10 protein-coding genes are annotated in these 13,191 nt (G+C 61.6%); 4 read left to right on the plus strand and 6 right to left on the minus strand.

Features of this window, described 5'->3' with window-relative positions; translation table 11 throughout:
• The first annotated feature begins 182 nt into the window (after nt 1-182).
• From emhA to AEQ63_RS16975, 4 genes are all read left to right on the plus strand, one after another.
• Nucleotides 183-1,340 (plus strand): efflux RND transporter periplasmic adaptor subunit EmhA, encoded by a 1,158-nt coding sequence (emhA, locus tag AEQ63_RS16960; protein ID WP_016771331.1) that lies wholly within the window; start codon nt 183-185, stop codon nt 1,338-1,340.
• A 3-nt stretch (nt 1,341-1,343) separates the two neighbouring features.
• A complete protein-coding gene (gene emhB / locus AEQ63_RS16965) occupies nt 1,344-4,508 on the plus strand; it encodes an efflux RND transporter permease subunit EmhB (RefSeq protein WP_039762672.1) in 3,165 nt (1,054 codons plus the stop codon).
• A complete protein-coding gene (gene emhC / locus AEQ63_RS16970; protein ID WP_042608184.1) occupies nt 4,505-5,965 on the plus strand; it encodes an efflux RND transporter outer membrane subunit EmhC in 1,461 nt (486 codons plus the stop codon). The genes emhB and emhC overlap by 4 nt, the downstream gene beginning before the upstream one ends.
• A 416-nt stretch (nt 5,966-6,381) precedes the next feature.
• A complete protein-coding gene (locus tag AEQ63_RS16975) occupies nt 6,382-7,641 on the plus strand; it encodes an OprD family porin (protein WP_064364182.1) in 1,260 nt (419 codons plus the stop codon).
• Nucleotides 7,642-7,798: 157 nt separating this feature from the next.
• Here the strand turns inward: AEQ63_RS16975 and pcaC are convergent, their stop codons facing one another.
• From pcaC to pcaH, 6 genes are all read right to left on the minus strand, one after another.
• Complete coding sequence (gene pcaC / locus AEQ63_RS16980; protein ID WP_025110738.1) at nt 7,799-8,191, minus strand: 4-carboxymuconolactone decarboxylase; 393 nt, start codon at nt 8,189-8,191, stop codon at nt 7,799-7,801.
• 10 nt (nt 8,192-8,201) lie between these two features.
• Nucleotides 8,202-8,993, minus strand: coding sequence for a 3-oxoadipate enol-lactonase (gene pcaD / locus AEQ63_RS16985; protein WP_064364183.1), 792 nt, complete (start codon nt 8,991-8,993; stop codon nt 8,202-8,204).
• Nucleotides 8,994-9,004: 11 nt separating this feature from the next.
• Nucleotides 9,005-10,369 (minus strand): 3-carboxy-cis,cis-muconate cycloisomerase, encoded by a 1,365-nt coding sequence (locus AEQ63_RS16990; protein WP_064364184.1) that lies wholly within the window; start codon nt 10,367-10,369, stop codon nt 9,005-9,007.
• Nucleotides 10,370-10,415: 46 nt separating this feature from the next.
• A complete protein-coding gene (locus AEQ63_RS16995) occupies nt 10,416-11,711 on the minus strand; it encodes an MFS family transporter (protein WP_039762664.1) in 1,296 nt (431 codons plus the stop codon).
• 194 nt (nt 11,712-11,905) lie between these two features.
• Nucleotides 11,906-12,472 carry a protocatechuate 3,4-dioxygenase subunit alpha gene (pcaG, locus tag AEQ63_RS17000; RefSeq protein ID WP_064364185.1) on the minus strand — a complete coding sequence of 189 codons (567 nt, stop codon included), beginning with the start codon at nt 12,470-12,472 and terminating at the stop codon, nt 11,906-11,908.
• A gap of 1 nt (nt 12,473) precedes the next feature.
• Nucleotides 12,474-13,178, minus strand: coding sequence for a protocatechuate 3,4-dioxygenase subunit beta (pcaH, locus tag AEQ63_RS17005; RefSeq protein ID WP_042608189.1), 705 nt, complete (start codon nt 13,176-13,178; stop codon nt 12,474-12,476).
• Between the last annotated feature and the right edge of the window lie 13 nt (nt 13,179-13,191).

Raw genomic sequence — 13,191 nt, forward strand, 5'->3', positions numbered from 1 at the left:
CCCGGCCTACAATTTCAAACCTTGCGACGACTTTTGTAACAGGGTGGATACGCGGCGCAGGTGTTTACAAACAACCATGAACGTAAGTATATTACTTAGCAAGCTACTTATCCACCCGGTGCCCGATTTTTACTCTTTCACACTTCTTGTGCGCTTCTTGCGCGCCTGACCCGAGGATCTTCATGCAATTCAAGCCAGCTGTTACCGCTCTGGTCACTGCCGTCGCCCTGGCATCGCTGCTCAGCGGATGTAAAAAGGAAGAAGCGGCCCCTGCCGCTCCGCCCCCTCAGGTCGGCGTCGTCACTCTGCAACCACAAGCCTTTACCCTCACCTCCGAGCTGCCGGGCCGCACCAGTGCGTTCCGCATCGCCGAAGTCCGGCCGCAGGTCAACGGCATCATTCTCAAGCGTCTGTTCAAGGAAGGCGCCGACGTCAAGGCCGGCCAGCAGCTGTATCAGATCGATCCGTCGGTCTATGAAGCGACGCTGAAAAGCGCCGAAGCCGAGCTGCGTTCGACCAAGTCGATCTCCGACCGCTACAAGCAACTGGTCGATGAGCAGGCCGTCAGCCGTCAGGAATACGACACTGCGCTGGCCAACCGCTTGCAATCGGAAGCGTCCCTTCAGAGCGCGCAGATCAACGTGCGTTACACCAAGGTCTATGCGCCGATCTCCGGCCGCATTGGCCGTTCTTCGGTGACCGAAGGCGCACTGGTCAGCAATGGTCAGGCCGATGCGATGGCGGTAATTCAGCAGCTCGATCCGATCTACGTCGACGTCACCCAGTCGTCGGTGGAACTGCTGGAGCTGCGCCGCGAACTGGAAAGCGGTCGTCTGCAGAAGGCCGGCGACAACGCCGCGGCAGTCAAGCTGACCCTGGAAGACGGCAGCCAGTACAAGCTCGACGGCAAGCTGGAATTCTCCGAAGTCTCGGTTGACCAGACCACTGGCTCGGTGACCCTGCGCGCGGTGTTCCCGAACCCGGATCACACCCTGCTGCCAGGCATGTTCGTTCACGCCCAGCTGCAGGCCGGCGTCAACAGCGCAGCGATTCTCGCGCCGCAGCAAGGCGTGACCCGCGACCTCAAAGGCACCCCGACGGCACTGGTGGTCGGCGCTGACAACAAGGTCGAGCTGCGTCAGCTCAAGGCCAGCCGCACCGTCGGCAGCCAGTGGCTGATCGAAGACGGCCTGAAAGCCGGCGATCGTCTGATCACCGAAGGCCTGCAGTACGTCAAACCGGGCGTCGAGGTCAAAGCGACCGAGGCGACTAACGTCGGCACCAAGAACCCGGCCCCCGCACAGGCAGCTGACAAAGCCGCCGGCGGCAAAGGGGAGTAACCCATGTCAAAATTCTTCATCGACCGTCCGATTTTCGCCTGGGTGATCGCCCTGGTGATCATGCTGGTCGGGGCACTTTCGATCCTGAAATTGCCGATCAACCAATACCCGAGCATTGCGCCACCGGCCATTGCGATCCAGGTGACCTACCCAGGTGCGTCCGCACAAACCGTGCAGGACACCGTGGTCCAGGTCATCGAGCAACAGCTCAACGGTATCGACAACCTGCGTTATGTGTCGTCGGAAAGTAACTCCGACGGCAGCATGACCATCACCGCGACCTTCGAGCAAGGCACCAACTCCGACACCGCGCAGGTTCAGGTCCAGAACAAGCTGAATCTGGCCACCCCGCTGCTGCCGCAGGAAGTGCAGCAACAGGGTATCCGCGTGACCAAGGCAGTGAAGAACTTCCTGCTGGTGATCGGCGTGGTGTCGCGTGACGGCAGCATGACCAAGGACGACCTGTCCAACTACATCGTGTCGAACATGCAGGACCCGATCTCGCGGACCGCCGGGGTCGGTGACTTCCAGGTCTTCGGTGCGCAGTACGCGATGCGTATCTGGCTCGACCCGGCCAAGTTGAACAACTTCAACCTGACCCCGGTCGACGTGAAAAACGCCATTGCCGCGCAGAACGTTCAGGTTTCGTCCGGTCAGCTCGGTGGCTTGCCTGCCGTGCAGGGCCAGCAACTGAACGCGACGATCATCGGCAAGACCCGTCTGCAGACCGCCGAGCAGTTCAAGGAAATCCTCCTCAAGGTCAACAAGGACGGCTCGCAGGTTCGCCTCAAAGACGTCGCTGAAGTCGGTCTTGGCGGTGAGAACTACGCGATCAGCGCCCAGTTCAACGGCAGCCCGGCGTCCGGTCTGGCGGTGAAACTGGCCAACGGCGCCAACGCCCTCGACACCGCCAAAGCACTGCGCAACACCATCGACAGCCTCAAGCCGTTCTTCCCGCAAGGCATGGAAGTGGTGTTCCCGTACGACACCACCCCGGTGGTGACCGAGTCGATCAAAGGCGTGGTGCACACGCTGGTCGAAGCGATCGCGCTGGTGTTCCTGGTGATGTTCCTGTTCCTGCAGAACTTCCGCGCCACCGTCATCACCACGATGACCGTGCCAGTGGTACTGCTCGGTACGTTCGGCATCCTCGCCGCCGCCGGCTTCAGCATCAACACCCTGACCATGTTCGGCATGGTGCTGGCCATCGGTCTGCTGGTGGACGACGCCATCGTCGTGGTGGAAAACGTCGAGCGGGTGATGAGCGAAGAAGGCTTGTCACCGAAGGAAGCGACGAAGAAGTCCATGGGCCAGATCCAGGGCGCGCTGGTGGGTATCGCCCTCGTGCTCTCGGCGGTACTGCTGCCGATGGCATTCTTCAGCGGCTCCACCGGTGTGATCTACAAGCAGTTCTCGATCACCATCGTGTCAGCCATGGCCCTGTCGGTACTGGTTGCCCTGATCTTCACTCCGGCGCTGTGCGCGACCATGCTCAAGCCGATTCCGAAAGGCGAGCACGGTACCCCGAAGAAAGGTTTCTTCGGCTGGTTCAACCGCAACTTCGACCGTGGCGTACGCAGCTACGAGCGCGGCGTCGGCAACATGCTGACCCGCAAGGCGCCGTATCTGCTGGCCTATCTGCTGATCGTGGTCGGCATGATCTGGCTGTTCACCCGCATCCCGACCGCGTTCCTGCCGGAAGAAGACCAGGGCGTTCTGTTCGCTCAGGTGCAGACCCCGGCCGGTTCCAGTGCCCAGCGCACACAAGTGGTCGTGGACGAAATGCGTGAGTACCTGCTGCGTCCCAACAAGGACGGCGGTGAGGCCGACGCGGTGGCTTCGGTGTTCACCGTGACCGGCTTCAACTTCGCTGGCCGTGGGCAGAGCTCGGGTATGGCGTTCATCATGCTCAAGCCGTGGGGCGAACGTAACGCCGATAACAGCGTGTTCAATCTCGCTGCGCGTGCCCAGCAACACTTCTTCAGCTTCCGCGACGCGATGGTGTTTGCCTTCGCCCCGCCAGCGGTTCTGGAATTGGGTAACGCCACCGGTTTCGACGTGTTCCTGCAGGACCGTGCCGGTATCGGTCACGAAAAACTGATGGAAGCGCGTAACCAGTTCCTCGGCATGGCGGCGCAAAGCAAGGTGCTGACCCAGGTGCGTCCGAACGGCCTGAACGATGAGCCGCAGTTCCAGCTGGAAATCGATGACGAGAAGGCCAGTGCCCTCGGCATCACCATCAGCGACATCAACAACACCCTGTCGATCGCGCTGGGCAGTAGCTACGTCAACGACTTCATCGACCGTGGTCGGGTGAAGAAAGTCTACGTGCAGGGCCAACCGGACTCGCGCATGAGCCCGGAAGACCTGAAGAAGTGGTACGTGCGCAACGCCGAAGGCACCATGGTTCCGTTCTCGGCATTCGCCAAGGGCGAGTGGGTCTACGGTTCGCCGAAACTGGCGCGCTACAACGGTGTGGAAGCGGTCGAGGTCCTCGGGGCTCCGGCGCCGGGCTACTCCACCGGTGAAGCGATGGCCGAAGTCGAAGCGATTGCCAAGAAGCTGCCGTCCGGTGTCGGTATCTCCTGGACCGGTCTGTCCTACGAGGAACGTCTGTCCGGCTCGCAAGCGCCAGCGCTGTACGCCCTGTCGCTGCTGATGGTGTTCCTGTGTCTGGCGGCGCTGTATGAAAGCTGGTCGATTCCGATCGCGGTCATGCTCGTGGTACCGCTGGGGATCATCGGTGCACTGATGGCGACCAGTCTGCGCGGTCTGTCCAACGACGTGTACTTCCAGGTAGGCCTGTTGACGACCATCGGTCTGGCGGCTAAAAACGCCATTCTGATCGTCGAATTCGCCAAGGAACTGCATGAACAGGGACGCACCCTGCGTGAAGCGGCAATCGAAGCCTGCCGCATGCGTCTGCGCCCGATCATCATGACCTCGCTGGCCTTCGTCCTCGGCGTGGTACCGCTGGCGATTTCCACCGGCGCCGGTTCAGGCAGTCAACATGCGATCGGTACCGGCGTGATTGGCGGTATGCTCACGGCCACGATCCTGGCGATCTTCTGGGTCCCACTGTTCTTCGTTACTGTGTCGTCGATCGGTCAGCGCAAAAAGACCGACGCGGATGAGACTACTGAAACTCCTAAAGAGGCTGGCCAATGAGCAAGTCGCTACTCTCCATCGCAGTCGCCGCCTTCGTGCTGAGCGGTTGCTCGCTGATACCTGACTATCAGCAGCCTGAGGCTCCGGTCGCAGGCCAGTACCCGCAGGGGCCGGCGTATTCGCCGGCCCAGGCTCCGGCGCAAGCCGCGGCCGAACAGGGCTGGAAGCAGTTTTTCCATGACCCTGCCCTGCAACAGCTGATCCAGGTCGCCCTGGAAAACAACCGCGACCTGCGTGTCGCGGCGCTGAACATCGACGCTTACGCGGCGCAGTACCGCATCCAGCGCGCCGACCTGTTCCCGGCGGTGTCGGCCACTGCCGCCGGCAGCCGCCAGCGTCTGCCGGCCCGTGCCTCGCAGACCGGCGAGTCGACTATCAGCAGCTCCTACTCGGCCACGGTCGGGGTCAGCGCCTACGAACTCGACCTGTTCGGTCGAGTGCGCAGCCTGAGCGAGCAAGCGCTGCAACAATACTTCGCCACTGAAGAAGCACGTCGCAGCACGCAGATCAGTCTGGTGGCCAACGTCGCCAATGCTTACCTCACCTGGCAGGCGGACAAGGAACTGCTCAAGCTGACTCAGGACACCCTCGGTGCCTTCGAAGAAAGCTACAAGCTGACCAGCCGCAGCAACGAAGTCGGTGTGGCTTCGGCGCTGGATCTGGCGCAGTCGCGCACTTCCGTGGAAAACGCCCGGGCACAATTGGCGCGTTATACCCGCCAGGTCGCGCAGGACGAAAACAGCCTGACCCTGCTGCTCGGCACCGGTATTCCGGCCAATCTGCAAGCGGCCAAACCGCTGGCCGACGACCTGCTCAGCGACGTGCCGGCCGGTCTGCCTTCGGATCTGCTGCAACGTCGTCCGGACATTCTGCAGGCCGAGTACAACCTGAAGGCGGCCAACGCCAACATCGGCGCGGCCCGTGCAGCGTTTTTCCCGAGCATCAGCCTGACCGCCAACGCGGGTAGCCTGAGCCCGGATCTGTCCGGCCTGTTCAAGGGTGGCTCGGGGACGTGGCTGTTCCAGCCGCAGATCAACCTGCCGATCTTCAACGCCGGCAGCCTGCGCGCCAGCCTCGACTACGCCAAGATCCAGAAGGACATTGGCGTGGCGAATTACGAGAAGTCGATTCAGACAGCCTTCCAGGAAGTCGCCGACGGCCTCGCTGCACGCCAGACCTACACCGAGCAGTTGCAAGCGCAGCGTGACTTCGTTCAGGCCAACCAGGATTACTACCGCCTGGCCGAACGTCGCTACCGCATCGGCGTCGACAGCAACCTGACCTTTCTCGATGCCCAGCGTCAGTTGTTCAGCGCGCAACAGGCACTGATCACCGACCGCCTCGCGCAGCTGACCAGTGCGGTCAACCTGTACAAGGCCTTGGGCGGTGGCTGGAATGCGCAGACCGCGCAGAACGAACCGCTGAAAGAAGAAGCGCCGAAGATGAAGCTGTTCTGATCATCGGCTGAATACATCAAGCCCACCTTATTGGTGGGCTTTTTGTTGCCTGTCGGAAAGGTTTGACGGCCGAACTGGCCTCTTCGCGAGCAGGCTCGCTCCCACAGGGAAACGCATTCCAATTGTGGGAGCGAGCCTGCTCGCGAAGAGGACCTCACACCCACCACCTAATCCAAAGGAATCTTGCGTTCGATAACCGCCCAAAACCCGCTTTTCCTAATTGAATCCAATCATCCGCGCCCTTCACCATTCGACCCAGAAAACCAATAACAACAAGGTTCGACACCATGCTCCAGCGCCCTGCCCCGCCCGGCTGACCGCCACGCTCCACCTCAGACTCGCATCACTTTGCCTGCGCCGCACACGCCGCGACAGCGCAGCCGTTCGCCCTAAAAAAACAAGAGAGACCCAAGTCCATGACAGTTTTCCCTGTGCCTTATGCATTGCCCGGTGTGATCGCCCTGGCCATCGCCGGTCTGGCCCTGCCAGCCAGCGCCGAAGAAGGTGGCTTCGTCGAAGGCGCCAAGGTCAACCTCAACCTGCGCAACTTCTACATCAACCGCAACTTCACCAACCCGACCAAAGCCCAGGGCAAGGCTGAAGAGTGGACGCAGAGTTTCATCCTCGACGCGAAATCCGGCTTCACCCAAGGCACCGTCGGTTTCGGCATGGACGTGCTCGGGCTGTATTCGGTCAAGCTTGATGGCGGCAAAGGCACGGGCGGTACGCAGTTGTTGCCACTGGACCATGACGGTCGCCCGGCGGACAACTTCGGTCGCACCAACGTCGCGTTCAAGGCCAGACTCTCGCAGACCGAAGTCAAGGTCGGCGAATGGATGCCAGTGCTGCCGATCCTGCGTTCGGACGACGGTCGTTCGTTGCCGCAGACTTTTCGTGGCGGCCAGATCACTTCGAAGGAAATCGCTGGCCTGACCCTCTATGGCGGCCAGTTCCGCGCCAACAGCCCGCGCGACGACAGCAGCATGAGCGACATGTCGATGACCGGCAAAGCCGCGTTCACCTCTGACCGTTTCAACTTCCAGGGCGGCGAATACCTGTTCAACGACAAGCGCACGCAGATCGGCTTATGGAACGCGCAGCTCAAGGACATCTACAGCCAGCAGTACCTCAACGTGCTGCATAGCCAGCCGCTCGGCGACTGGACGCTGGGCGCCAACCTCGGCTTTTTCTATGGCAAGGAAGATGGCAGCGCCCGCGCCGGCGATCTCGACAACAAGACCTGGTACGGGATGTTCTCCGCCAAATACGGCGGCAACACGTTCTACGTCGGCCTGCAGAAACTGACCGGCGACAGCGCGTGGATGCGGGTCAACGGCAGCAGTGGCGGCACCCTGGCCAACGACAGCTACAACGCCAGTTATGACAACGCTCAGGAACGCTCCTGGCAACTGCGCCACGACTACAATTTCGCCGCCATGGGCATCCCCGGTCTGACCCTGATGAACCGCTACATCAGTGGCGACAACGTGCACACCGGGACGATTACCGACGGCAAGGAATGGGGTCGCGAATCGGAACTGGGTTACACGGTGCAGAGCGGCACGTTGAAAGACTTGAACGTCAGATGGCGCAACTCGACCATGCGCCGGGATTTCAGCAATAACGAGTTTGATGAGAACCGATTGATCGTCAGCTACCCGATCAGCCTGCTCTAACTACCGGCCCTTGTAGGAGCTGCCGAAGGCCGCGATCTTTTGATTTTGATTTTTTAAAAACAAGATCAAAAGATCGCAGCCTTCGGCAGCTCCTACGCGGGTACGCATTCCAACTGTGGGAGCGAGCCTGCTCGCGAAAGCGGCAGACCGGTCGCCATTATTCTCGAGATTCGACGCCTAGCTCATCCCAAACCGATTCCGCCAGATGAAACGTCGCATTCGCCGCCGGAATCCCGCAGTAGATCGCGCTCTGCATGATCACTTCCTTGATCTCGCCACGGCTGACGCCATTATTGGCCGCGGCGCGCAGGTGCAGTTTCAGTTCGCCTTCGCGGTTCATGCCGATCAGCATGGCGATGGTGATCAGGCTGCGGGTGTGCCGGGGCAGGCCCGGGCGGGTCCAGATATCGCCCCAGGCGTGGCGGGTGATCATCTCCTGGAATTCCGAATTGAACTCGGTCAGCGTGGTCAGGCTGCGATCGACGTGGGCATCACCCAGTACCGCGCGGCGCACTTGCATGCCATCGTCGTAACGTTGTTTCTCGTCCACAAAATCTTCCTCACTGAGCTCGCAAAAACGCCAGCACCCGGTCGCTGAAATCGGTGCCGGCCTGCACGTTGGACAAATGCGCCGCATAGAACTCGGCGTACTCGGCGCCGCGCACATGGTCGCGGATGAAATGCCCGCCGGACGGCGGCGTCACCGCATCTTCGCTGCCGGCAATCACCAGCAACGGCACATTGATCGAAGCCAGTTGTTCACGGAAATCGGCATCGCGCACCGCCGCGCAATTGGCCGCATAGCCCTGCGGATTGGTCGCGGCGAGCATGTCGGTAATCTTCTTCGCCGCCTCGGGATGCGCCGCCGAAAAGTCCGGAGTAAACCAGCGCGCGATCGAGGCATCACGCAGCGCGACCATCGCCGCCGGGCCGTCGCGCAACACGGTTTCGATGCGTGGATTCCACACCGACGGATCACCGATCTTCGCTGCGGTGTTGCAGACGACTAGCTTGTGCAAACGATGCCCGGCATTGATACCCAGCCACTGACCGATCAGCCCGCCCATCGACAGTCCGCAGAAATGCGCGCGCTCGATGTGCAGCGCATCCAGCAGACCGAGCACGTCGTGGCCCAGCTGCTCGATGCTGTACGGCCCTTCGGTGACCAGCGATTGTCCGTGGCCGCGAGTGTCGAAACGCAGCACGCGAAAATGCTCGGTGAACGCCGGCATCTGCGCGTCCCACATGTGCAGGTCGGTGCCCAATGAGTTGGACAGCACCAGCACCGGCGCATCGGCCGGGCCTTCTATTTGATAATGCAGTTCGCCATCGGCGAGTTGAACGAAAGCCACAGCCCTCTCCTTCAGACAGTCAAAGCGTTGTGTTCGGCCACCGCGCGCTCGACCCAGACTTGCGCCTGACCGAGGTAATGCGCCGGGTTCAGAAGATCATCGAGTTCAGCACCGCTGAGTTCGGCGGTGACTTGCGGCTCGTCACCGAGTACGGCGCGCAAATGGCGTTGTTCGGCCACCGCGCGCTTGCAGCATTGTTCGAGCAGATGATGCGCGGTGTCGCGGCCCACTCGTTGCGCGAGGACGATACTCACCGCTTCGGCCAGCACCAGCCCTTGGGTCAATTCGAGGTTGCTGGCCATGCGTGCGGCGTCGACCTCCAGGCCATCGGCGAGCAAACGCGCCTGCTGCAGCGAACCGGACACCAGGCAGCAGATTTCCGGCAGGGTTTCCCATTCGGCGTGCCACAAACCGAGGCTGCGTTCGTGCTCCTGCGGCATGGCGCTAAACAGTGTCGATACCAGCCCCGGCACCCGCGTTGCCGCGCCGATCAGCACCGCCGCGCCGACCGGGTTGCGCTTGTGCGGCATGGTCGACGAACCGCCCTTGCCCGGTGCGGCGGGTTCGAACACTTCCGCCGCCTCGGTCTGCATCAACAGGCTGATGTCGCGACCGAATTTACCGAGGCTGCCGGCAATCAAGCCAAGCACCGCGCCGAACTCGACGATGCGATCGCGCTGGGTGTGCCACGGTTGCTCGGGCAGGCTCAGTTGCAGTTCTTCGGCCAGCGCTTGAGCAATCGGCAACCCCTGCTCGCCCAGGGCCGCGAGCGTGCCGGACGCGCCACCGAATTGCAGCACCAGCAGCCGTGGCTTGAGTTCTCGCAGACGCTGGCGGCTGCGCGTCACAGCGCCCAGCCAACCGGCGATCTTCATGCCCAGCGTCACTGGCGTCGCGTGTTGCAGCCAGGTGCGCCCGGCCAATGGTGTGGTGGCGAAACGTTGTGCCTGGGCGGCAAGTGAGTCGGCCAGATGCGTCAGTTGGTCTTCGATCAGCGCCAGCGCCTGACGCAATTGCAGGACCAGCCCGGAATCCATCACGTCCTGACTGGTCGCGCCCAGATGCACATAGCGCTCGGCTTCGGCATCGCTCGAGGCGATCTGTTTGCCCAACGCCTTGACCAGCGGAATCGCCGAATTGCCGGCCGTGGCAATCGCCTCACCCAATGCGGCGAAGTCATACAGGTGCGCATCGCACGCTGCGGCGATCGGTGCCACGGCCGAAGAAGGAATCAGCCCGACCCGCGCTTCGGCCCGGGCCAGCGCCGCTTCGAAATCGAGCATCGCCTGCACCCGGCCCTGATCGCAGAACACCTCGCGCATATCGCGGGCGGTGAAGTAGGCATCGAACAATTGATTGCCCGGTCGCTGAGTCATAAACAGTCCTTGCCGGCGCGGGCCAGAACGGCCCGCGCACTTCGGGTTAGAGATCGTGGTGCAAATACTTCGCCTGCTTGGGCAACCGCAAGCTGAACAGGAAGGCCACCGCCATCATCGCCGTGACGTACCAGTAGAAGGCGTTTTCCATACCGCCAGCCTTGAGGCTCAGGGCGACGAATTCCGCCGAGCCGCCAAAGATTGCATTGGCCACCGCGTAAGCCAGGCCGACACCCAGGGCGCGCACTTCCGGCGGGAACATCTCGGCTTTCACCAGACCGCTGATCGAGGTGTAGAAACTGACGATCGCCAGCGCCAGGGTGATCAGCACGAAGGCGAGGAACGGACTGCTGATGCTTTTCAGGCTGAGCAGGATCGGCACGGTGAACAGCGTGCCGAGGGCGCCGAACCAGAGCATCGAGTTGCGCCGGCCGATCTTGTCGGCAAGCATGCCGAACAGCGGCTGCATGCACATATACAGGAACAGCGCGCCGGTCATGATGTAGCTGGCGGTCTTGGCGTGCATGCCGGCGGTGTTCACCAGGTATTTCTGCATGTAGGTGGTGAAGGTGTAGAAAATCAGCGAGCCGCCAGCGGTGTAGCCGAGCACGGTGATGAACGCCGCCTTGTGATCGCGGAACAGTGCGGTGATGCTCCCGGCATCCTTGTGTGCACGGGTTTCTTCGTTGGTGGTTTCCTTCAGCGAACGACGCAGGAACAGCGAAATCAGCGCCGCCACCGCACCGACCACGAACGGAATGCGCCAGCCGTAGGCGCGCAGATCTTCTTCAGTGAGGAACTGTTGCAGCACCACCACCAGCGACACCGCCAGCAGTTGCCCGCCGATCAGCGTCACGTACTGGAACGAAGCGAAGAAACCACGTTGGCCCTTGAGCGCGACTTCGCTCATGTAGGTCGCGGTGGTGCCGTACTCGCCGCCGACCGACAGGCCTTGCAGCAAGCGCGCAAACAACAACAGCACCGGCGCCCAGACGCCGATGTCCTTGTACGTTGGCAAGCAGGCGATCAGCAACGAGCCGAAGCACATCATCAGGATCGAGATGAGCATCGAATTCTTGCGCCCGTGCTTGTCGGCAACGCGGCCGAAAATCCAGCCACCAATCGGCCGCATCAGGAACCCGGCAGCGAACACGCCAGCGGTGTTGACCAGTTGCACGGTAGGGTTATCGGAGGGGAAAAACGCCGGGGCGAAATAGATCGCGCAGAAGGCGTAGACGTAGAAGTCGAACCATTCGACGAGGTTGCCGGACGAAGCGCCGACAATGGCGAAGATGCGCTTGCTGCGCTCTTCCCCGGTGTAATGGGAGGTGGGCGTTGTCATTGTTTTTTCACTCGATAGGGACAGTCACAGTCTAGACATACTTTGCAACAGTCCCGTTCCACAGTTCCATCTGCAACACAGTTCCCTTGCAGGAGTGAGCCTGCTCGCGATGGCGGTGTGTCATTCAGACCATTTAAATCTGACACACCGCCATCGCGAGCAGGCTCACTCCTACAGGGATTGATGGTGTTCTTTTAATAATCGAAGAACACCGTCTCGGCATCAGTGCCCTGCAGAATCACGTTCCACTGGTAAACACCGGACGCATCCTGCTTGGCCAGCAACGTATCGCGGCGTTCAGCCGGGACGCATTCGAGCAGCGGATCATCGACGTTCGCCGGTTCACCCTCAAAATAAATCCGCGTCAGCAAGTGCTTGACCAGCCCACGGGCAAACACCAGCACCACCAGATGCGGCGCCTGGGTCGAGCCTTTCAGGCCGGGCACGGTGCCGGGTTTGATCGTGGTGAAACGGAAGCGCCCTTCGGCATCCACCGGCACCCGGCCGAAGCCTTCGAAGTTCGGATCGAGCGGTTTGTCCTGCTGGTCTTCCGGGTGGTCATATTTGCCGACGGCGTTGGCCTGCCAGACTTCCAGCATGGCGTCGTTGACGACATCGCCATTGCCGTCGACCACTTGGCCGGTGATCGCCACGCGCTCGCCGAGGGTCAGCTCGTTGGCCAGGGTTTCGCGGTTCAGCCAGGTCAGGCCGATGTGGTAATACGGCCCGACGGTGTGGGACGTGGTCGCATAGAGGGTCATCTTATTTCTCCATCGGCGTGGCTTCACGCCCGCGCAGCACGATGTCCCAACGGTAACCGAGGGCGTAGGACGGAATGGTTTTTTCCAGATCGAAGCTGGCGATCAGGCGTTCCTTGGCCGAAGTGTCCGGCACGCAGTTGTAGATCGGGTCATACGCGAGCAACGGATCGCCGGGGAAGTACATCTGCGTGACCAGACGCGTAAGGATGCTCGGCCCGAACAGCGAAAAGTGAATGTGCGCCGGGCGCCAGGCGTTGTGGTGGTTGCCCCACGGGTAAGCCCCGGGCTTGATGGTCTGGAACTGGTACCAGCCGTCGGCATCGGTGACGGTGCGGCCGGTGCCGGTGAAGTTCGGGTCCAGCGGCGCGTCGTGCAGGTCGCGGGCGTGGTTGTAGCGACCGGCGGCGTTGGCCTGCCAGATCTCAACGAGAATCCCCGGCACCGGCAGCCCGTCTTCATCGAGCACACGGCCGTGAATAATGATGCGCTCGCCCAACGGCTCGCCGGCGTGCTGCGCGGTCAGGTCGTTGTCTTTCTCGGCAACGTGCTCGGCGCCGATGGTCGGCCCGGTGATTTCCGAGAGTGAATGGGGCAGGTACACCAAGGGCTTGGACGGCGAGCGCAGGTTGGTGGATTGATACGTCGGGTGCAGGTAGTCAGGCTGAGTGCCTGCCTGTGGGCGACGGTAACCAGGCTTGTCAGTCATTTCGCTTTCCTCA

It is taken from the genome of Pseudomonas sp. RIT-PI-o (genome assembly GCF_001297215.1).
Lineage (GTDB): Bacteria > Pseudomonadota > Gammaproteobacteria > Pseudomonadales > Pseudomonadaceae > Aquipseudomonas > Aquipseudomonas moraviensis_A.